Origin of the sequence: Nocardioides epinepheli, assembly GCF_037936805.1 — a bacterium.
Lineage (GTDB): Bacteria > Actinomycetota > Actinomycetes > Propionibacteriales > Nocardioidaceae > Nocardioides.
Map to the genome: position 1 here is coordinate 100,351 of NZ_JBBMMC010000005.1, position 20,001 is coordinate 120,351.

The 20,001-nt window shown below is 71.1% G+C and carries 17 protein-coding genes; 7 read left to right on the forward strand and 10 right to left on the reverse strand.

What is annotated here, in order from left to right; all coding sequences use genetic code 11:
• Positions 1 to 4: 4 nt before the first annotated feature.
• On the reverse strand, positions 5 to 328 hold the full coding sequence (locus tag WMR31_RS08565) for a DUF3099 domain-containing protein (protein ID WP_340538376.1): 324 nt from the start codon (positions 326 to 328) through the stop codon (positions 5 to 7).
• A gap of 45 nt (positions 329 to 373) precedes the next feature.
• Between WMR31_RS08565 and WMR31_RS08570 the strand changes: the two genes are divergently transcribed.
• The 5 genes from WMR31_RS08570 to WMR31_RS08590 all read left to right on the forward strand — a co-directional run bounded on the left by WMR31_RS08570 (position 374) and on the right by WMR31_RS08590 (position 4,424).
• Positions 374 to 589 (forward strand): dodecin, encoded by a 216-nt coding sequence (locus tag WMR31_RS08570; protein WP_340538377.1) that lies wholly within the window; start codon positions 374 to 376, stop codon positions 587 to 589.
• Positions 590 to 622: 33 nt separating this feature from the next.
• Complete coding sequence (locus WMR31_RS08575; protein ID WP_340538378.1) at positions 623 to 1,381, forward strand: beta-ketoacyl-ACP reductase; 759 nt, start codon at positions 623 to 625, stop codon at positions 1,379 to 1,381.
• Position 1,382: 1 nt separating this feature from the next.
• Positions 1,383 to 2,153 carry an enoyl-ACP reductase FabI gene (fabI, locus tag WMR31_RS08580; RefSeq protein WP_340538379.1) on the forward strand — a complete coding sequence of 257 codons (771 nt, stop codon included), beginning with the start codon at positions 1,383 to 1,385 and terminating at the stop codon, positions 2,151 to 2,153.
• Between the two features lie 162 nt (positions 2,154 to 2,315).
• Entirely contained in the window at positions 2,316 to 2,675 is a 360-nt protein-coding gene (locus tag WMR31_RS08585; protein ID WP_340538380.1) for a YciI family protein, read from the forward strand.
• A 33-nt stretch (positions 2,676 to 2,708) separates the two neighbouring features.
• Positions 2,709 to 4,424, forward strand: coding sequence for a Mur ligase family protein (locus WMR31_RS08590; RefSeq protein WP_340538381.1), 1,716 nt, complete (start codon positions 2,709 to 2,711; stop codon positions 4,422 to 4,424).
• 1 nt (position 4,425) lies between these two features.
• Here the strand turns inward: WMR31_RS08590 and WMR31_RS08595 are convergent, their stop codons facing one another.
• The 7 genes from WMR31_RS08595 to WMR31_RS08625 form a co-directional block, all read right to left on the reverse strand.
• The gene (locus tag WMR31_RS08595) at positions 4,426 to 6,492 is read right to left on the reverse strand and encodes a hypothetical protein (RefSeq protein WP_340538382.1); all 2,067 of its coding nucleotides are present in this window, start codon (positions 6,490 to 6,492) and stop codon (positions 4,426 to 4,428) included.
• 173 nt (positions 6,493 to 6,665) lie between these two features.
• Positions 6,666 to 9,983: a S53 family peptidase gene (locus WMR31_RS08600; protein ID WP_340538383.1), complete on the reverse strand. Its 3,318-nt coding sequence runs from the start codon at positions 9,981 to 9,983 to the stop codon at positions 6,666 to 6,668.
• Positions 9,984 to 10,107: 124 nt separating this feature from the next.
• A complete protein-coding gene (locus WMR31_RS08605; protein ID WP_340538384.1) occupies positions 10,108 to 10,800 on the reverse strand; it encodes a YwaF family protein in 693 nt (230 codons plus the stop codon).
• A gap of 10 nt (positions 10,801 to 10,810) precedes the next feature.
• A complete protein-coding gene (locus WMR31_RS08610; RefSeq protein ID WP_340538385.1) occupies positions 10,811 to 11,176 on the reverse strand; it encodes a cupin domain-containing protein in 366 nt (121 codons plus the stop codon).
• Positions 11,176 to 12,498 (reverse strand): serine hydrolase domain-containing protein, encoded by a 1,323-nt coding sequence (locus WMR31_RS08615; RefSeq protein ID WP_340538386.1) that lies wholly within the window; start codon positions 12,496 to 12,498, stop codon positions 11,176 to 11,178. The genes WMR31_RS08610 and WMR31_RS08615 overlap by 1 nt, the downstream gene beginning before the upstream one ends.
• A gap of 10 nt (positions 12,499 to 12,508) precedes the next feature.
• Positions 12,509 to 15,289, reverse strand: a complete 2,781-nt coding sequence (cphA, locus tag WMR31_RS08620) for a cyanophycin synthetase (RefSeq protein ID WP_340538387.1) — start codon at positions 15,287 to 15,289, stop codon at positions 12,509 to 12,511.
• A gap of 46 nt (positions 15,290 to 15,335) precedes the next feature.
• Positions 15,336 to 16,328 carry a cyanophycinase gene (locus WMR31_RS08625; RefSeq protein WP_340538388.1) on the reverse strand — a complete coding sequence of 331 codons (993 nt, stop codon included), beginning with the start codon at positions 16,326 to 16,328 and terminating at the stop codon, positions 15,336 to 15,338.
• A 54-nt stretch (positions 16,329 to 16,382) separates the two neighbouring features.
• On the opposite strand from WMR31_RS08625, the gene WMR31_RS08630 reads away from it, so the two are divergent.
• Together WMR31_RS08630 and WMR31_RS08635 are read left to right on the forward strand one after the other, a co-directional pair.
• Positions 16,383 to 16,904: a SixA phosphatase family protein gene (locus tag WMR31_RS08630; protein WP_340538389.1), complete on the forward strand. Its 522-nt coding sequence runs from the start codon at positions 16,383 to 16,385 to the stop codon at positions 16,902 to 16,904.
• Between the two features lie 87 nt (positions 16,905 to 16,991).
• A complete protein-coding gene (locus WMR31_RS08635; protein ID WP_340538551.1) occupies positions 16,992 to 17,768 on the forward strand; it encodes an MBL fold metallo-hydrolase in 777 nt (258 codons plus the stop codon).
• On the opposite strand, the gene serB is transcribed toward WMR31_RS08635, so the two are convergent.
• Positions 17,746 to 18,966 carry a phosphoserine phosphatase SerB gene (serB, locus tag WMR31_RS08640; protein WP_340538390.1) on the reverse strand — a complete coding sequence of 407 codons (1,221 nt, stop codon included), beginning with the start codon at positions 18,964 to 18,966 and terminating at the stop codon, positions 17,746 to 17,748. The genes WMR31_RS08635 and serB overlap by 23 nt on opposite strands.
• Before the next feature lie 218 nt (positions 18,967 to 19,184).
• Positions 19,185 to 19,922 carry an Rv1486c family protein gene (locus WMR31_RS08645; RefSeq protein ID WP_340538391.1) on the reverse strand — a complete coding sequence of 246 codons (738 nt, stop codon included), beginning with the start codon at positions 19,920 to 19,922 and terminating at the stop codon, positions 19,185 to 19,187.
• Positions 19,923 to 20,001: the final 79 nt, after the last annotated feature.

Sequence of the window (20,001 nt, forward strand, 5' to 3'; positions counted from 1 at the left end):
CGTCCTAGAGCTCCCGCTCCCGGCGGCCGTCGATCGCGCGCGGGCCGGAGTCGGCCTCGCGCAGCTTGAACCCGTCGGACAGTCCGGCCGCCGCGTTGGCCATCACCACGGCGATGTAGGGGAGCACCAACGCGCCCACGATGAGGATCGGCCACAGCCAGTTCAGGCCGACCAGAGACGCGGCGATGGCGCCGACGAAGCACAGGGTGCGCAAGGACATCGAGAACAGGTAGCGCCGCTGCCGGGCGCTGATCTCGTCGGCGCGGCTTCCCGCCGCGGTGGTGATCCGGACGGCGTCGCCTGCGTCTGCCCTGGTGCTGCGAGCCATGATCACCAGCCTACGCCGCGTCCGCGGGGGTCTACAGTGCGGACCATGACGAACCGCACCTACCGCGTGACCGAGATCGTCGGCACGTCCCCCGACAGCATCGAGCAGGCGATCTCCAATGGCATCGAGCGGGCCAGCCAGACCCTGCGCCACCTCGACTGGTTCGAGGTCACCCAGGTCCGCGGGCAGGTGAAGGACGGCACCGTGGAGCACTACCAGGTCGGCCTCAAGCTCGGCTTCCGCCTCGAGGACGACGAGTAGGGCTACGCGGCGGTAGCCGTTAGCGTCCCGGACGTGAGTCCCTCTCCAGAGTCCACATCCGAGTCCGCACCGGACGGCGGCGCGCGCGAGCCCCGCGTCGTGCTGGTGACCGGCGGCAATCGCGGCATCGGCCGGGCGATCGCCGAGGCGTTCCTCGCCGAGGGCGACAAGGTCGCCGTCACCACGCGCAACGGCGGTGCGCCCGACGGCGCCCTCGACGTCACGTGCGACATCACCGACCCGGAGGCGGTCGAGGCGGCCTTCGCGACCGTCGAGGCCGAGCTCGGCCCGATCGAGGTGCTGGTGGCCAATGCGGGCATCACCGCAGACACCCTGTTGCTGCGGATGTCGGAGGACGACTGGGGCAAGGTGATCGACACCAACCTCACCGGCTCCTTCCGGCTGGCCAAGCGTGCCGCCAAGGGCATGCTCCGCCTGCGCCGCGGGCGGATCATCTTCATCTCCTCGGTCGTGGGGCTCCTCGGCTCGGCCGGGCAGGCCAACTACGCGGCGTCCAAGGCCGGACTGGTGGGCATGGCGCGGTCGCTGGCCCGCGAGCTCGGCTCGCGATCGATCACCACGAACGTCGTGGCCCCCGGCTTCGTCGACACCGACATGACCGACGTGCTCACCGACGACCAGAAGTCGGCGATCCGCGCCCAGGTGCCGCTGGGACGCTACGCCGATCCCGACGAGATCGCCGCGGCGGTCACCTGGCTGGCAGGCGACGGCGCCGCATACGTCACCGGGGCCGTCATCCCGGTCGACGGTGGACTAGGAATGGGGCACTGACATGGGCATCCTCGACGGCAAGAACATCCTCGTCGCCGGCGTCACGATGGACTCCTCCATCGGCTTCGCCACCGCCCGCGTGGCGCAGGAGCAGGGCGCCAACGTGCTCATCTCCAACTTCGGTCGCGCCCTGGGCATCACCCGGCGCATCGCCAAGCGCCTGCCCACCGAGCCGCCCGTGCTCGAGCTCGACGTCACCGACCAGGACCACCTCGACGGACTCGCCGACCAGGTCCGCGAGTTCGTGCCGCACCTGGACGGCGTCGTCCACTCCATCGCCTACGGCAACCCCGAGACGCTGCTGGGCGGCCGCTTCCTCGACGGCCCCTGGGACGACGTCGCCCAGGCCGTGCAGGTCTCGGCGTACTCGCTGAAGTCGCTCGCCACGGCCACCCGGCCGCTGATGGGTGAGGGCGGCTCGATCGTCGGCCTCACCTTCGACGCCACGGTCGCCTGGCCCGCCTACGACTGGATGGGCGTCGCGAAGGCCGGTCTGGAGTCGTGCTCGCGCTACCTGGCCCGCGACCTCGGACCCGACGGCATCCGCGTCAACCTCGTCTCGGCCGGGCCGCTGAAGACGCTCGCGGCCAAGGCGATCCCCGGCTTCGGGGACCTCGAGGCGATGTGGGAGACCCGCGCGCCGCTGGGCTGGGACAACGCCGACCAGATCCCGACCGCCAAGGCCGTCTGCGCCCTCCTCTCGGACTTCTTCCCGGCCACGACCGGCGAGATCGTCCACGTCGACGGCGGCTTCCACGCGATGGGGGCATGAGCGGCCGGTCTGACCTACTCGCACCGAGCAGCCCCCACGCCGCCGAGTCGGCACTTTCGCTTAGCAGAAACGCCGACTCGGCGTCGCATGAACGGTCGTGTCGATTCCGGGCCGGCTCGCCCGTCATCATGGCGAACCCACCTCGAACCGACCGGAGGACCCATGACCGACACCCGCCGCTACCTGCTGCTCCTGCCCGCCCCGGAGGCGGAGTGGGCGGCGCTTCCCGAGTCCGAGCACGAGCTCGGGATGCTCAACCACAAGCGCTTCCACGAGGCGCTGGCCGCGCGCGGCCACCAGCTGGTGATGACGCACCCGCTGGAGCCCTCGGCCCAGGCCATCTCGATGCGCAACACCGCCCGGGGGTCGGCGGTGGTCACCGACGGCCCGTTCACCGAGTCGGCCGAGCAGGTCGTCGGCTTCTATCTCATCGACTCCGCCGACGAGGCCGACCTGCTCGAGATCGTCACCGAGTTCGCCGAGGGCGGCGACCACGTGGAGTTCCGGCGCCTCGCCGTCTGAGCGCGCGCCGACCGGGTTCGCTACGGTCGGCGCGTGACGTCCTCGCTTCTGGAGCTCCGGGTCCTCGAGGGACCCAATCTCTACTTCCCGCGCGCCGCGATCAAGCTCACCCTCGACGTCGGCGGCCTGAGCGTCGCGTCCGAGGAGACCGCCGCGCGGTTCGCCACTCGGATCGGGCTCAAGAACGCGCGTCCGGGGGCGCCGGGGTCGGGCTTCCGGCAGCGGTTCGCGCTCCGGGCCGTCGCGCGCCTGGTCCGGGCGGTGGCGCAGGAGTCCGGCACGCTGCGGCTCGCAGTCCGCGTGCGTTCGACCAGTGACCCGCACCAGGTCGTCGTGGCCTTCCCCTGGAAGCACCGCGACCGGGCCCAGGAGATGGGACGCGCGGTGGCCGGCGTCCTCGACTCCGTCCCCGGCGGCGACCTCGACGCAGCCCTGTCGACGGCGGCGAAGCGGCTGCGCGAGGCCGAGCCGGGGCCGACGCCGACGACGCTGACCCCCTCGGTCCCGGTCATCGCCGTGACGGGCACCAACGGCAAGACCACGACCTCCCGCATGATCGCGCACATCGCGCGCACCCACGGTCTGCACGTCGGCTGGTCGAGCACCGACGGCATCTACGTCGACGGTGAGCTCGTCGAAGGGGGCGACTACTCGGGGCCGAGCGGAGCCGGTCGCGTCCTGGAGTACCCCGGGGTCGAGCTGGCGGTCACCGAGACCGCTCGCGGCGGAATCCTGCTCAAGGGGATCGGGGTCACCCGCAACGACGTCTCGGTCGTCACCAACGTCACCGCCGACCATCTCGGCCTCCAGGGCATCGACACCGTCGACCAGCTGGCCGAGGTCAAGGCGGTGGTGCCGCGGATCACCCGCCGCTCGGGCTGGGCGGTGCTGAACGCCGACGACCCGCGGGTCTACGCGATGCGCTCGGTCATCAAGGCGCGACCGTGGGTCTTCTCCCGCGACGTCGACTCACCCGGCATCCGCGACACCCTCTCCGACGGCGGCCGCGCCACGACCGTCATCGACGGGTGGCTGTGCGTGCTGCGGCCCAATGCCGACCCCGACCCTCTCATCGAGCTGGTCGATATCCCGATGACCCTGGCCGGGCTGTCGCGCTTCAACGTCGAGAACGCGCTCGCCGCGGCCTCCGCCGCCCTCGGTGTGCGGCTGCCGCGCGACGTCGTGATCGAGGGCCTGCGCACCTTCCTCCCCGACGCCGAGCACAACCCCGGCCGGATGAACTTCTTCACCGTGCCGGTCGGCGATCCGGCCGACGGCGGCGAGGTGAGCGTGGTCCTCGACCTGGCCCACAACGAGGCCGGTCTCGAGGCGCTTCTCGAGGTGATGAACGGCGTCCGAGCACCCGGCGGCCGGCTGCTGCTCGGTCTCGGCGTCGTCGGCGACCGCACCGACGAGCTGATCGAGACGCTGGGGGAGATCGCGGCGCGCGACAGCGACGTCGTCGCGATCGGGCACAAGGAGCGCTACCTGCGCGGACGAACCTTCGAGGAGCTGGAGACGCTCATGCGGGCCGGCGCCGAGCGGGTGGGCGTGACCGGCATCCCGGCCTACCCGACCGAGGTCGCCTCGCTCTCGGCGCTGGTGGGACAGGCGCTCCCGGGCGACGTCGTGGGCCTGATGTGCCACGCCGAGCGCCAAGAGGCCTACGACTGGATCGCCGAGCACGGCGGTCGCCCCGACACCGCCGCCGACCTCGCCGCCAAGGTCCGCGCCGCAGCGTCGGGCTGACTCATCGGCGGCGGGCGTAGTAGACGTGCGAGATCCTCTCCGAGGAGGTGTTGCCGCGCGCGTCGGTGGCCGACACCCGGAGGCTGACCCTGCCTGCTCCCACCGGATTCGGGTAGCGCACCTGGAAGGTCGACCCACCCGTGCGCACGAGACTGGCGGCTCGCCAGGTCTTCCCGTCGGTCGAGTAGCTCACCGCCGCCCGGACGATGCGGTGGTGGGCCGGCCCCACGTTGTCGAACCTGAGCGGGAACCTGACCCGTCGGGAGTCGACGACGCCGTCCATGCGCATCGGGACCGACCAGTCCGACCGCAGGAGTGGCACGACGGACTCGCCCTTCGGGACTCGGAACCGGTAGCGGCTGGTCGACCGGTCGGAGAGTCGCCACTTCATCCTCGTGGTGACCTCGAGGGTCAGCCGCTGGCCGGCGCGGACCGGTATGCCTCGGAAGTCGATCGTCCGGACGCCGCCGGCCAGCACCTTCTTCCCGCGCCGGATCGACCACGAGAGGCGCTCCGGCGTGCCCGGGTCGCCATTTTGGGCGGTGGCGCCGCTGGAGATCGCCGCGAGGTGGCCACGCAGCCGGCCATCCTGCACGCAGAGCCCGCAGCCGGCCGAGACGCGGCCCTGTTCCAGGCCGCGGTCCTGGACCGGGGCGACCGGGCCTTTGAAGAAGGCCATCGTGACGCCGTCTCGTGGGATCCGGCGCCGATCGACGAGATCGGGAGCGTAGGGCGACTGCCCGGCCGCCACGTCGGTGATCCAGGTCAGGTGCCGCGACCTCAGGTACCACCCCTGGATCGTGCTCGGACTCCGGAACGGGTAGAAGCTGATGAAGGCGAAGACGTCGGCCGGGGACCATCCGTAGACTCCGACCAGCGCAGCGTTGCGGGCTGCTGTCGGGTAGACCTCGACCCGGTTCTTGGCGAAGTCGGTGGGGACGTAGTCGAAGGTCAGGTCGGTGGGGATGCCACGCCCCCACTCCTTCGCGAGGATGAGCCGGTGCAGGTCCTCGCCTCGGCTTGATGAGTAGTCCCGGTTCGCCCACGCCGCACTCACGAGCGTTCTCTGGGAGCCGACCCGGGGTGGCGGCTTCGGGTTGAGCCGCGGCAGGTCGCCGAAGTACATGAAGCTGTAGACGCCGAAGCCTGCCGCATCGCGGATCAGGTTGAGGGAGGTCTCGAGGTGTTGGTGCCCCGCAAGCCTCATCCTGGGCCTGACGGTCGCCTCCGACATCCGGGTGGTGTCCGTCGTGTCGGCGGTGACGCTCACCTCGTGCATGACGACGGCGCGGTCGCTCGATGCCAGCACCATGTAGTTGCCTTCGGGCACCGACACCCGGTACTCGCCGTCGATCGCGGCGCCCTCGGCGTAGAACAGGCGGGTGTCGTCGACGTTCAGCACCGTGACGTCGGCATAGTCGACCGGCCCGCCGTCCGCCCGGACCTTGAGCGTCAAGGTCCGCAGCTGATAGTCGCCCTCGGCGCGCTGGATCGCCGGCTCGGGGCCGGTGATCCGGGCGACGCCGGGCAGCTTCCCGAGGGTCCTGGACCGCAGTGCTGTCGGGTCGTAGCTGGCACGCACGCTCGTCGCGCCGTCGGCTCGGTGCCGCTCGGTGCCCGTCTCGAGCTCGAGGCCGGGGATGCCGCGCGGAGTGACGCCCGGCTCGAAGGTGACGCGCAGCGGCACTCGGTCGCCATGCCTGCTGAGCGCCGCGACGTCGAAGACCGAGTGGTCGAGCTTCGTGCGGGTCGCGATCGGCAGGCTCGGGACGACGTAGAGGTGCTCCCCCACGTATCGGACCTGGACCGGTTCGCCATGGTGGGGCGAGCCGGGCAGCACCGAGGCGATCGTGCGGCCGTCCGCATCGGCGCCGACGCGGACCCGGTCGCCGGTGAGCAGCGTGTAGACCCCCGGCGAGACCGCGGGCGGGGGTTGCCGCGTCGCCGGTGGAGGCACCGGTCCGGCGGCGTCGACACCCGGCGGCGCCGACGCGATCGATGCGATCGGTGCGATCGGTGCGATGACCACCAGGATCGTGGCGGCGATGGCGGTTCGGATGCGGCCCATGTCTGATCCCAACTCCCGAGGGGCGAGCGGTCGGGTACCCCTCGCACACCATCTAGACGGGTGCGCCCACGTACGCGGTTGCACGCGACCAGCGCAGAACAAGCTGGCACACAAGAAGGGTGGGTCGGCGTCGCGAGACGCCGACCCACCCTTCTTCGGGTGGAGCTGCCGGATCAGGGCTCCGTCGGCGGCGCGGCGAGGAACGGGGTCAAGCCCCTCGGCGTGCCGAAGCCGGTCGGTGCGTCGTAGCCGGGCTTTGCGGTGCACATGTAGTTCTCCTTGCAGAACCCGTTGGCGCCCGTGGTGACGTCGAAGAACGCGCCCGACCTGTTGTACAGGGCATCGGGCTTCATGCCGCCCGAGCCGGCCGCACCGATGAGCCCGGCCACGATCGGCGAGGACGCGCTGGTGCCGCCGACGAGCAGCCATCCCCGGAAGCGCTTCGGCACGTAGGTGTTGTAGACCGCCAGCCGGTCCGCGACCGCGGACAGGTCACCGATCGTGCGCATCCCGCACGAGCGGTCGGTCTGCCAGGCCGGCTTCGCGAAGTAGGCCGAGCACCCTGACCCGCCGAACTCCCATGCCGTCTCACTCCAGCCTCGCGCGTTGCTCGTGCGCTTGAGCTTCGTGCCGCCCACGGCGACCACGTTCGGCAGCGCGACCGGCACCGACGCCGGCTGATAGCCGTAGTCACCGGTGGCGCTGACGGCGGTCACACCGGGCTGGTCGTAGGCCGCGAAGTGACTCGGGCTGTCGCCGGTGAGCTCGATGCGGCCATAGGAGTGGTTGGTGACCGTGGCCCCGGCACCGATGGCGGCCCTGGTCGCCTTGATCAGCGCGGCGTCGACGGGCTGGCGGGCCTCGGCGAGTACGAGCTTGCAGGTCGGGCACGCGGCCGAGACCATCTGCAGGTCGAGAGCGGCCTCCACGCTCCAGCCCTGGTCGGGCTGGGGATAGTTGCCGGTCTCGCCCTTCTGGTTGATCTTCTTGAAGCAGCCGTTCGCCGTGGTGCACGGGGGCAGTCCGAACTGCTTGCGGTACACGTTGAGGTCCCGCTCGGCGGTGGGATAGTCGTAGGCCACCACGATGCCCACGGTGGTGTCGGCACCACCGGAGGGGATGCCGTAGGCAGTGCGGATCGCCTGGGCGCCCAGGCCCTTCGGATTCGAGGTGCCCCGGGCGACGATCCGCGTGCCGTGCTGGAGCTTCGCATAGCAGGTGGACATGCGTGTGTCGGACGCGCGACACAGCCGCTTCGGGTTGAAGCGGTGTGCCGAGCGGCGGTCGAGTCCGGCGCGCGAGGAGGCCGCGACGGTGTCCACCAGCCCGACGGTGCTCACGGCGTTCACGGTGTCCGCAGTGTTCACAGTGTCCGCGGTGCCCGTGGCCCGTGCGTCCTGCGCCGCCACCCCGCCGCGACCGCTGGTGGTGTAGACGTGGGAGACCTGCTCGGTCGAGCTCTGCCCGCGAGCGTCCTGGGCGGAGACCCGGATGCTCACCCGGTTGCTACCGGGCGGGTTCGGGTAACGGACCCGGAAGGAGCGGGCGCCGGTGCGGCTGACCTTCGCCTTGCGCCAGGACTTGCCGTTGGTGGAGTAGGAGACCTGCGCCGACTTGATCCGGTTCCGAGCCGGACCGATGTTGTCGAAGCTCAGCGGGAAGGTCACGGTCCGTGCGGAGACGACCCCTTGCAGGTTCATCGGGACCGACCAGGCCGAGCGCGACAACGGCACCGCACCGTCGCGCTTGGGCACCTGGAAGCGGAACGTGCTACTCGAGCGATCCGACAGCTTCCACTTCTTCAAGGAGGTGGCGGTGCTCAGGGTCAGCCACTGCCCAGGCTTGACCGAGACCTTCTCGAAGGAGACCAGCCCCTTGCCCTTGGCCAGCACCTTCTTGCCTCGGCGAAGGGTCCAGCGCATGGCGCCCTTTCCGGTCGCCGAGCCGAACTGTGAGGTGCCACCGGTCGACAGCCCGGCGAGGAGGCCGCTCAGCCTCCCGTTCTTCACGCACAGCGGGCAGGTGAAGGAGGTGGCATTGCGGTCGAGGCCACGGTCCTGGATCGGCGAGACCGGGCCCTTGAAGAAGGGGATCGTGACCGGCTTGCGGATCTTGCGCATGTCGCTGAGATCGGGGGAGTCGAAGTCGTTGCCCGCGGTCACGAGAGTGTTCCAGCGGATCGCCTTGGACTTCTGGTACCACGCCCGGACCGTCGAAGGACGCTGATAGGGGTACAGGCTGATCCAGGCGAATGTCTCGCCCGGTGCGTAGGCGTAGCTGCCGAGGAAGCCCGACTCGGTCGCGCCGCTGGTGTAGCTCTCGACCTTGTTGTGGGTGAAGTCCGAGGCTCGGTAGCGGTAGCTCAGATCGCGCGGGACGCCGCGCTCGGACTCCTTGGCCTGGATGAGCAACCGGTAGGAGGCCGGGTCCTCGAGGTTGTAGTTCTTGTTGGCCCACAACGTGCTGACCAGGGTCGTCTTCCGGCCGATCTCGGCGGGCTTCTGCGGGTTGATCCTCGGCATGAACCCGGAGTAGGTCGAGCTGAGGCCGCCGACCTCCGAAGCATCGCGGATGAACGTCAAGGAGGGCTCGAGCTGTTGATACTTCCCGCGTACCCGCATCGAGGGCTGGACCGTGGCCTCGGCCTCGCTCAGCGAGTTGGTCGTGTCGGCGCTGACGTTCACCTCATGCGCCAAGACAGCTCGGTCGGTGGCCGCCAGGATGATGTAGTCGCCCTCGGGTACCGACACCCGCCACTCGCCGTCGACGGCGTCACCGGCGCCGTTGAACAGGCGCGCATCACGGGTGTTCATCACGCTCAGACCCGCGTAGGGAACCGGCTTCCCCTTTCGGTCGGTGACCTTGACCGTCAGGGTGTGCAGGACGTAGTCGCCCGGGGCCCGCTGGATCGTGGACTCGGGTCCCTTGACCGTCGCCACGCCGCCGAGCGAGTCGAGCACCGAGGATGGCAGGGGAGCCGTTGCGTCGTAACTGGCCCGGACGACCGTGGCGCCGGTGCCGAGCCGCTTGGCGCTGGCGTCGTCGACCTCGACGCCTGGCAGGTCGCGTGGGGTGGCCCCTCGATCGAAGGTCACCGACAGCGGCACCCGGCCTTCGACACGGGACAGCGCGCCGACGTCGAAGACCGAGGTGTCGAGCTTCAGCCGCTCGGAGAGAGGGAGCTTCGGGATGACGTAGAGGTGATCACCGAGGTTCTGGACCTGGACCGGACCGCCGTAGTGCGGAGAGCCGGGGAGCAGGGCGGCCGTCGTGTCGCCGTCGGGGCTGGTTCCGACGCGGACCCGATCGCCGGTGAACAGCGTGTAGTCCCCGGGCGCGACGCTCCCCTCGGGTCCGGACGAGGTCGCGTTGTCGGGCCCCCGCGTCGAGCCGGGTGGCGCGGCGCCGGCACCCGGTGGCGCGGCGCCCAGGGTGGTGGCTACCAACGCCAGGGTGGTGGCGGCGATTGCAACCCGGACGTGACGACGCATGGTTCCTCCCGTTTCCGGGCCGGGAAGTCCCGGTCCAGGCTCGCGCGGAGAGACCGAGTCGCCCCCCGCTCCACCCATCCAGACACATTTGGGGTCCATTCGGTTGCCCGCCATGTCCTCAGGATCACGATGTGAGACGAGCTCTCCGATCGCGGGTGGCTCGGCGGACCCAGGGACAGGTCATCAGGGCCCACACCACCGCGACGATCACGATCTCGGCCAGCACGTACACCGGCCACGGGCCCAATAGGTCGAGGAACGAGCCGTTGCTCGGCTTGCGCTGGAGGTAGCCGTAGTTGGTGTCGGCGATCTCGTTGAAGACGTAGGCGACCACCGCCCAGACGCCCGTGGCGGCCAGGGTGAAGCGGTAGTCGCGCCAGTCGGGCGTCAGGCGCAGGCCCCAGACGAGGAAGACCGCGGCCCAGGGGATCATCAGGTGGATGAACCAGTAGGCGAAGAATCGCAGGTCGGGGAAGTCCTCGCCCAGGGACGGCGTCACGATCGCCTGGGTGGTGAGCACCAGCCCCCAGAAGTAGGTCAGCGCGACGGCGTAGCGGTGGTGCGTCCACAGCGCGACCGCGGCAGCGATCCAGGCCAGGTCGCTCAGGTGCAGTGGGAGCGACACCCCGATCTCGAATCGGGTGGCGATGTCGACGATCTGGGTCGGCACGTGCACCAGCGGGATCGCGACCGCGGCGACGCGGCTGATCGTCCAGGTGACCCGGCGCAGCTCCCAGCGGCCCAGGAGCACGGCCAGCGGCACACCGACCACGAAGACGCCGAGTGCCAGCAGGTGCGCCGTGCCGTAGTTCTCCATTCCTGCCTGCTCAGATGTCGCCGGGGTCGACCTGGTGTCCGGGCGCGCCGAGGTCGACGTCGCCCTCGACGATCAGCGCCACCAGCCCGGACGTCGTCCGAGTCTCGTGTTGCTCGCCGGGCTCCCAGCAGGCCGCCTGACCCGGGCCGATCTCGACCGCGTCTCCGGCGTCTCCGCACACGGTCGCATCGCCGGAGATCACGACCATCAGCTGACGTCCGGCGGCCGGGTGCCGGCCGATCCGGCCGCCGGGACGCAGCGACACGCTCACCAGGGCCGTATCGGCGGTGATGCCGAGCGCGCCGATGCTGAACCCGACGCTTTCGTGGGCCTCGATCGGCCGGTGGGCCGCGCGGTGCAGGTCGAGGATCCGCATCAGGCGCGCACCGCGATCCGGCCCTGGGCGAACAGGTGCGGGGTGCCGTCGGGAAGCGAGCCGAAGGTGAGCGTCGACCACGGCTCGGTGTCCGAGCCACGCCGCACGAAGGCGTCCCCGGAGTGATCGCGCGGGTGCAGGACGAACTCCTCGGGACCGCCGTCGTGGGAGGCGAGCTCGCCGGTCGGCGTCGCGGTGAGACGCAAGGACCCCTCGACGAGCTCGACGTCGTAGCGAGCGGCCCGTCGTGAGTAGGTGCCGACGTGGCGCTCGAGGCCGGGGAGCGCGTCGGACGCGGCGATCGGTGCCGGGAGCGGCGGCGTCTGGATGCCGGTGAGCTCCTGAACGACGGTCGGCACGACGGCGTGATGGACCGCGTCGGCGTGCTCGGAGTTGGCGAGCAGGCACACCGCGAGATCGAGCTCGGGGACGACTCGCAAGGTCGCGCTCTGACCGAGGGTCAGACCGTTGTGCCCGAGCACGCGGACGCCGTCGCCCCAGCTGCCCAGGCGCCATCCCCATCCGATCGACGACAGCTCCGATCCGTCGGGCACGGGCACCAGCGGCTCGCCCATCGCCACCGACCACGCGGGGACCGCCTCGCCCAGCCAGTGCCGGGCGAAGCCCAACAGGTCGTGCGCGGAGGTGGTGATCGTGCCCGCCGGGCCGACCGATCGAGGCAGGGCCCACTGGGTGACCGGGACGCCCTTCTCGTGGCCGACCGCGGCGCTGCGCAGGATCGCCTCGTCAGGCAGCGTGCACACGTCCGTCAACCCGAGCGGCGCCGCGATCCGGCGCTGGATCGCGTGGTCCCAGGTGCCTCCGAGGAGCACCTCGACGATCCGGCCGAGCACGACGAAGCCGCTGTTGCAGTAGGAGTAGGCCGCCCCCGGCTCGTGGCTCGTGACGGCGTCGGCGAGCTCGTCGACGTAGCGTGCCACGGCGTCGTCACCGCGACCGGTGTCGGTGAAGACGTCGCCGTCGATGCCGCTGGTGTGGGTGAGCAGATGGCGCACGGTGACCCGGTCAGCCCGGTCGTCGTCGCCGAGCCGGATCCCCGGCAGCAGCTCGGCGACGGTCGTATCGAGGGTGAGGCTGCCCTCGTCGGCCAGCTGGGCGATCACCGCGGCGGTCCACGGCTTGGAGACCGACCCGATCTGGAAGACGCTGTGCTCCAGCACCGGCGCGCCCGTCGCGCGATGGAGGACGCCGTGGGGCACCACCGTCTCGCGGCCGCCATGCCACACGCCGAGGACGGCGCCCGGCGTCCCGTCGGCGACGTCCTCGCACGCCGTGGCGAGCAGGTCGGCCCACGTCGTCATCGGGCTGGTCTCACTCGGCCGCCTCGGCGGCGGGCGCGAGGTCCGGGTCCGCCGCCGGCGCGTCGTCGGATGCCCGCGCTCCGGCCTGCGCCATGGACGACCAGCCCTCGAGCTCGCTCATCACCGCGGCGTGCTTGTCGACGCAGATGACGAGCAGGTCGCCCCGGTTGGCCCGGGCCAGGGCATGCCGGACGGCGTCGATCTCGTCGAGCACCTCCTCGACCTGCTTGCACCGGGCGCCCTCGGCCATGGCACTGCGCACGCCCTCCATCACGAAGCCGGCGACCTCGCCGCGCTCACGCCCCCGGGTCGCGGCGTCCTCGCGGACGATCACGACGTCGAAGTGCTGGGCGGCGATCTCGCCGAGCTCGCGCATGTCCTGGTCCCGGCGGTCGCCGGCGGTCGCGATGATCCCGATCCGGGAGGGCCGCGCCAGCTCGTGGGAGGACTCCAACGACTCGCCGACGCGGTCGACGAAGTCGCCGAGCATCCGCATGCCGGGAGCGTTGTGGCAGTAGTCGACGATCACGTTCACGCCGTTGACGTCGACCTCGTTCAGGCGCCCGGGGGAGAGGTAGTAGTTGGTGGAGAACGTCCGCAGGCCCTGGCGGATGTCGTGCAGCGGCGCGCCCGCGGCGAAGGCTGCCGCGGCGGCGGCGAGCGCGTTCTGCACGTTCATCCGAGCCCGGCCGCCGAAGGTGGAGGGCAGCAGGTGGGTGAAGGCCATCTGCATCTCGCGGGATCCGTGCTTGACCACGATCATCTCGCCGCGGTCGGTCTGGTTCAGCACCAGCGCCTTGCCGCCGCGACGGCAGTGCGCGTCGATCATCTCGCGCACCTCGGAGCCGGGCTCCTCCATCGAGAACCACACCACCTGGCCCGAACAGCGGCGCCGCATCTCCCGGACCAGCGGGTCGTCGGCGTTGAGGACGGCGTGCCCGTCGCGCGGTACCGCTTCGACCAGGACCGCCTTCACGTCGGCGAGCTGCTCGACGGTGTCGATGCCGCGAAGGCCGAGGTGGTCGGGCTGCACGTTGAGGACGACAGCGACGTCGTTGCGCTCGTAGCCGAGGCCCTCGCGCAGGATGCCGCCCCGGGCCACCTCGAACACGGCAGTGTCGACCCGGGGGTTCTGGAGGACCATGCGTGCCGAGCGCGGGCCGGACGCGTCGGCCCGGATCAGCAGCCGCTCGTCGATCACGACGCCGTCGGTGGAGGTCATCCCGACCTTGCGGCCCATGCCCTTGAAGATGTGGCTGATCATCCGCGAGGTCGTGGTCTTCCCGTTGGTGCCGGTGACCGCGATGATCGGGATCCGGGACTTCGCGCCGGGCGGGAAGAGCATGTCGACGACCGGCTTGGCGATGAACTGCGGCTCGCCGATCGTCGGGTGGGTGTGCATCCGGAATCCCGGGGCGGCGTTGACCTCGCAGATCGCGCCGCCGGTCTCGCGCACCGGCTCGGTGATGTCGGGGCAGATGAAGTCGATGCCGGCGATGTCGAGGCCGACCATCTGGGCGGCCTCCTCGGCGATCTCGATGTTCTCGGGGTGCGCCTCGAAGGTGCGGTCGATCGAGATGCCGCCGGTGGACATGTTGCCGGTGAGGGCGAGCTTGACGTGGGCACCCTCGGGGGGCACGTCGGACATCTCGTAGCCCTGTTCGCGCACGAGGTCGATCGCGGCGTCGTCGACCTTGATCCGGGTGAGCACCTTCTCGTGCCCGACCCCGCGGCGCGGGTCGGCGTTGGCGGTGTCGACGAGCTGCTCGACGGTGGAGATGCCGTCGCCGGTGACCGAGGCCGGCACCCGCTCGGCGATCGCGGCCACCTTGCCGTCGATGATCAGGCAGCGGTAGTCCTTGCCCACGATCTGCGACTCGACCAGCACGTAGCCGCCGCGCCGGGCCTCGGCCTGCGCGGCCTCGAAGGCGGCGCGGACGTCGTCCTCGTTCTCGTTGTCGAGGATCACGCCACGACCGTGGTTCCCGTCCAGCGGCTTGAGCACCACGGGGTAGCCGATCCGCTCGGCCGCGCGGACCGCCTGGTCGACGTTGCGGGTGAGCTCCTGCTTGGGCACCGGGAGGCCGGCGGCGCTGAGCAGCGAGGTGGTGAGGTCCTTGTCGGAGGCGATGTCGACGGCGATCGAGGAGGTGTTGGAGGTCATCGTGGCCCGGATGCGCTTGGCGTGCACGCCTTGGCCGAGCTGGACGAGTGAGTGCTGGTTGAGCCGGATCCACGGGATGTCGCGCGACACGGCCTCGTCGAGGATCGCCTGCGTGGAGGGCCCGAAGGCGGTGCGCTGGGCGCGCTTGATGAACGTCTCGAGCTCGCTGTCCCAGTCGAACTCCGGGTCGTGGGAGACAAGGTGGTTGACGAGCCGGACCGCGAGACGACCGGCTGCGAGGCCGACCTGCTCGTCGGCGTACCCGTAGATGACGTTGTAGACGCCCTTCTGGCCCTTGACGCCCCGGGTCTTGCCGCGCCGGATGTCGTGACCGACGACCTGCTGGAGCGCGAGCGCGACGTGCTCGGCGACGTGGCCGAGCCAGGTGCCCTCCTCGAGGCGTTCGACGAAGCCGCCGCGTTTGCCGCGCGAACAGGTGTGCTCGCGCAGGCCGGGCAGCATGGAGAGGAGGGTGTCGGTGAACCCCGGCAGCGTGTTGGTCGGGAACTCCTCCAACGACCCGAGGTCGACGACGAGGTGGATCGCCTTGTCGTAGGACCAGATGTTGGCGCCGCGGTAGACGCGGGTCTCGACGATCGTGAGGTCGGGAGTCGGACGCTCGCTCACTGGTGCCTCCTGGTAGGGGTGTCGTGCGGTCGCTCGGGGGTGCGGCTCAGGACTTCGGTGCCCTGGCCGCGCGGTTGCGGGCCAGGCGGCGTCGGAGGGTCTCCGGCGTGGCATCGGCGGCGGCGATGTCGCGCGCCATCTCGCGCAGGTCGCGACCGGCCTCGGCCAGCTCGGCGGCGTCCTCGGCCTGGATCTCGGCCTGGTGCGGGACCAGCGTGCGCGTGGTCAGGTCGAACGCCGATCCGGCCGGAAGCATGTGCAGCACGACGCCGCTGGCCAAGATGGGCGCCGACCGCTTCGCCTCGAAGGCGTTGGTGGTGATGTGGGCCGGGTCCATGATCGTCACCGCACCGCGCCCGATCACCCGGAGCACCTCGTGCTGCTCGCCGGGCCCGCCGTCGGGTGCGCCGTCCGGCACCGCGACCTGCTCGACGACGGCGCAGGTGTCCTCGTCGACACCGATCCCGAGCAGCTGAGGCGACTGGGCAACGATCATGAGGAGACGACCGTAGCGGTTGCGCTGGTCGAAGTGCTGGTCGATCACCGACGACTCGAGGAGGCCGAGGCCCGCAGCCACCTGGGTCATCCGCTGCTTGGGCGTGGCGCCCGGGCCGCCGAAGGCCACCATGTGACTGGACTGGATGCTCGCGCCCGCCGAGGTGCCGGCCACCACGGCGCCGCGGCGGTGGGCGGCGACGATCGCGTCGCCTACCGGGGTGCCGCACAAGATGGCGGAGAGCTTGAGCTGGTTCCCGCCGGTCATGAAGACGCCGGTGGCGCCCTCGATCGCCGCCACCAGCTCCGGGTCGTGCGCCTCCTCGCGGGACTCCGGACGCACCGCCCGCACCTCCGCCGCGCCCTCGCGCCGGAACAGGGCGTCGTAGACCTCGATCACCTCGGGACCCAGCGAGGACGCCGTCGGGATGACGGCGATCCGGGCGTCGGCGCCACCGGACGCCGCGATGAACTCCTTGAGGATCGTGCGCTTCCGGAGCTTGTCCTCGGCGCCGCCGATGATCATGAGTGGACCGCTTGCCATGGCCGTCACCTTAGTGGTGAGCAACCACCGGACCGATCGTCTACCTTGATCGTCATGCGCGAGCGCACCTCCCGGACCCTGGTCGTCATGCGGCATGCGAAGGCGGAGGCCCACGGACCCACCGACGCCCTTCGCGAGCTCAGCGAACGCGGTCGCGACGATGCCGCCGAGGCCGGCCGCTGGCTGGCCCACGAGGGATTCGTCCCTCAGCAGGCACTCGTCTCGTCCGCGACCCGGACCGCGCAGACGTGGGAGTCCCTTGCGGGGGCCGCAGGGTGGACCGTGGCTCCCGCGCTCGACCGAGGTCTGTATGCCGCCGACGTCGACTCCGCGCTGGAGACCGTCCGCGCGGCCGACGATGCACACACCAGCCTCATCGTGGTCGGGCACAACCCGACCATGGCCGATCTCGCCCTGCTGCTCGACGACGGGCGAGGGGAGAGGGCAGCCGGTGACGCGCTCGCCGCCCACGGCTTCCCCACCAGCGCTCTGGCGGTCTTCGAGGTGACCGGGCCCTGGGAGGATCTCGGCCCTGGCACGGCCAGGCTCGCCGGCCACCACGTGGGGCGCGCCTGAGCCTCGCCCGAGGCTCACCACCGGAGCCTCACCCCTGAGGCTCACCACCGTGTGATTACCATCGCGGACGTGCCGCCAGCTAGCTCGGTGACCTGGTGGGGTCACTCGTCGATGACGATCGACCTCGGGTCGGTCTCGGTCGCCACGGACCCGCTGCTGACCCGGTGGCTGTACCACCTGCATCGCGCGGCGCCCGAGCCGCCGGAGGCTGCGACCGGGGCCGACGTCGTCCTCATCTCCCACCTGCACCACGACCACCTGCACCTGCCGTCGCTGGCCCGGTTCAAGCCCGGGGTGCCGATCGTGGTCCCGCGCGGGGCACCCGCTGCGGTCAAGGGTCTCGACTCGCACGAGCTGATCGAGGTCGAACCCGGCGACTCGGTCACCGTGGCCGGAGTGAGCATCGAGGTGCTCCCGGCCAAGCACGACGGGCGTCGTGACACGCTCCCGCGCCGGTCCCGGGAGGTGCCGGCGATCGGCTTCCGGTTCACCGACGGCCGCACCAGCGTGTGGTACCCCGGCGACACCGGCGTGCAGCGCGAGTTCGACGACGTCGAGCCCGTCGATCTCGCCGCCGTGCCGATCGGAGGGTGGGGACCGACCCTCGGTGACGATCATCTCGACCCCGAGGAGGCCGTGGCCGCCGTCGGGGCGGTGGGAGCACGCCAGGCGCTCGCGGTGCACTACGGCACCTACTGGCCGCTCGCACTCAAGCGCCTGCACCCGCGCAACCACCACCGCCTGTTCGTCACGCCGCCCCAGCGCTTCCTCCGCGCCGCGGAGCAGACCGGCCTGGAGGCCGTCCCGCTCACGCCCGGCTTCGGGGAGCGGATCGAGGTGGCTAGACCGGTGGGGCGGGAGTGACGATGCCGGCCTCGGCGTCTGCGGCCTCGATCTCCTCCCGGGAGATGCCGAGCAGGTAGACGATGGTGTCGAGGTAGGGCACGTTGACGGTCGTGTCGGCCGCCTCCTGCACCACCGGGCGGGCGTTGTAGGCGATGCCGAGGCCGGCGGCGTTGAGCATGTCGAGATCGTTGGCGCCGTCGCCGATCGCGATCGTCGCGTCCTGCGACACCCCGACCTTCTCGGCGAACTCCCGCAGTGCGCGGGCCTTGCCGGCGCGGTCGACCACCTCGCCCACGATCCGGCCGGTGAACCGCCCGTCGACGATCTCGAGCTCGTTGGCGCGGGCGAAGTGGATCCCCAGGTCGTCGGCGAGCCGGTCGGTGATCTGGCTGAACCCCCCACTGACGATTGCGAAGCGGTAGCCGAGGCGGCGCAGGGTGCGCACCATCGTGCGGGCACCCGGCGTGATGACGATGTCGTCGTAGACGCGATCCAGGACGTCGGCGTCGAGACCCTCCAGCAGCGCGACCCGCTCGCGCAGGGACTGCTCGAAGTCGATCTCGCCGCGCATCGCGCGCTCGGTGATCTCGGCGACCTCGGGCTCGTGCCCGGCGTGGGCGGCGAGCATCTCGATCACCTCGCCCTGGATGAGCGTGCTGTCGACGTCCATCACGATCAGCCGGACGCCGCGACGAAGCAGGTTGGCCGGCTGCACGGCGATGTCGACGCCCTGGCGCGCGGCCTCGGCCGCCAAGAGCGGACGCAGCGCTTCGGGGTCCGCGCCGGAGACGTCGAGGTCGATGGCGGTGACCGGGTAGCGCGCCATCCGCTCGATGCGGTCGATGTTGCCGCCGCTGTCGGCGATCCGGCCCGCCACGGCCGCCATCTGGGAGGCACGCAGCGGACGGCCGATGACCGTCACGTGCGAGCGGCCGGCGCGCCGCGAGCGGTTGTCGCCGGTCCCGCGCTCGATCTCTACCTGCATCCCCAGGGCCGTCGCGGTCTCCTCGACCACTCGGGCGGCCTTCTTCCACTCCCGGGGCGCGGTGACCAGGACACCGAGGATGAGTCGTCGGCGCAGGATGATCTGCTCGACGTCGAGCACCTCGATGCCGACACCGGACAGTGCCGCGAAGATCGCCGAGGTGACGCCGGGCCGGTCCTTGCCGGTCAGCGTCACCAGCAGGGTGTCTGGGAGGTCGGGCTGGCTGCTCATCGCGCCCGACGCTATCGCTGCGGCGGTCGTTGTCGGTGGTCGCATCCATGCTGGGTGTCACGGCACGACCCGATCGTTTCCAGTAGCGTCCCTTGATCGACGACCGATCCACGAGCCCGCGCCAGCAGTCCTTCGACTACGTCGAGCTGAACTGTTCCGATCTCGCCGGTGCCAAGACGTTCTACGGCGCCGCCATGAAATTGGGAGACACGCCCTGGCTAGGCCGGGGGCCAGACCTCGGGGGAGCAGGCGGCCACCAGCGCGCGCCGACCCGCGCGCGCCAGCGGCGTCAGCGCCCCACGGCGCTGCTCGGCCTCCCACGAGCTGAGCGCGCCCCCGTCGTCCTCCAGGGCGAGATCGGCGATCTCGAGGGCCTGGAGGCCCCGGGAGGCCAGGTCGACGCACCTGGCCGGGACGCCGGGTGCGGGGTCGGGCAGGTCGCGGTGCCGAAGGTTCATCAGGCGGTCGGCCACCTCTGGACGCCAGCGAGCGACGTCCAGCTCGGCGAGCCGTTGGGCCGAGTCGAGCAGCACCGCGCGGAGCTCGCGATCGGCGTCCCCGACGTCGGGCAGCTGCCTGCGACGGGCCGGGTGCGTGCGCCACTCGACCGTCGGTCCGACACGGCTCGGCACCAGCCCGGTCTCGACGCCCTCGACGACCACGGCCTCGCCGGCCTCCAGCGCGGCGTCGTTGAACCCGACGGGGCCGCCCAGGCCGACAGGGTCGCCCTCGGCCGGGAACGCCGCACCGAACGAGATCGCGCCTGCCGCCCGCAATCCGGCCAGCAGCGACACCAGGCCGGTCCCACCGTCGGGTGCGTCGACGACGACGTGCGCCACGTCGTCACCCACCACGCCGTCGAGCAGGTCGTCAGGGCCGACGTCCCCGCGCAGCCAGGCCGTGCCCCACCACGCGAGTCGCCCCGAGACGGGCAGCTGGATCGTCGTACCGCTCACGGACGCGAGGCTAGCGAGCGCCCTCGGTGCGCGCGGTCCGGAGGTTGAGCAAGCGGGACGGGCGAGGAACGAGCCCGGC

What these genes read in the sequence shown, in the direction of transcription:
- WMR31_RS08570 (WP_340538377.1), top strand. Translation starts at nt 374, where the DNA reads ATGACGAACCGCACCTACCGCGTGACCGAGATCGTCGGCACGTCCCCC.
- fabI (WP_340538379.1), top strand. Translation starts at nt 1,383, where the DNA reads ATGGGCATCCTCGACGGCAAGAACATCCTCGTCGCCGGCGTCACGATG.
- WMR31_RS08595 (WP_340538382.1), bottom strand. Translation starts at nt 6,492, where the DNA reads ATGGGCCGCATCCGAACCGCCATCGCCGCCACGATCCTGGTGGTCATC.
- WMR31_RS08630 (WP_340538389.1), top strand. Translation starts at nt 16,383, where the DNA reads ATGCGCGAGCGCACCTCCCGGACCCTGGTCGTCATGCGGCATGCGAAG.
- WMR31_RS08585 (WP_340538380.1), top strand. Translation starts at nt 2,316, where the DNA reads ATGACCGACACCCGCCGCTACCTGCTGCTCCTGCCCGCCCCGGAGGCG.
- WMR31_RS08615 (WP_340538386.1), bottom strand. Translation starts at nt 12,498, where the DNA reads ATGACGACGTGGGCCGACCTGCTCGCCACGGCGTGCGAGGACGTCGCC.
- WMR31_RS08600 (WP_340538383.1), bottom strand. Translation starts at nt 9,983, where the DNA reads ATGCGTCGTCACGTCCGGGTTGCAATCGCCGCCACCACCCTGGCGTTG.
- WMR31_RS08610 (WP_340538385.1), bottom strand. Translation starts at nt 11,176, where the DNA reads ATGCGGATCCTCGACCTGCACCGCGCGGCCCACCGGCCGATCGAGGCC.
- WMR31_RS08565 (WP_340538376.1), bottom strand. Translation starts at nt 328, where the DNA reads ATGGCTCGCAGCACCAGGGCAGACGCAGGCGACGCCGTCCGGATCACC.
- serB (WP_340538390.1), bottom strand. Translation starts at nt 18,966, where the DNA reads ATGAGCAGCCAGCCCGACCTCCCAGACACCCTGCTGGTGACGCTGACC.
- WMR31_RS08605 (WP_340538384.1), bottom strand. Translation starts at nt 10,800, where the DNA reads ATGGAGAACTACGGCACGGCGCACCTGCTGGCACTCGGCGTCTTCGTG.
- WMR31_RS08625 (WP_340538388.1), bottom strand. Translation starts at nt 16,328, where the DNA reads ATGGCAAGCGGTCCACTCATGATCATCGGCGGCGCCGAGGACAAGCTC.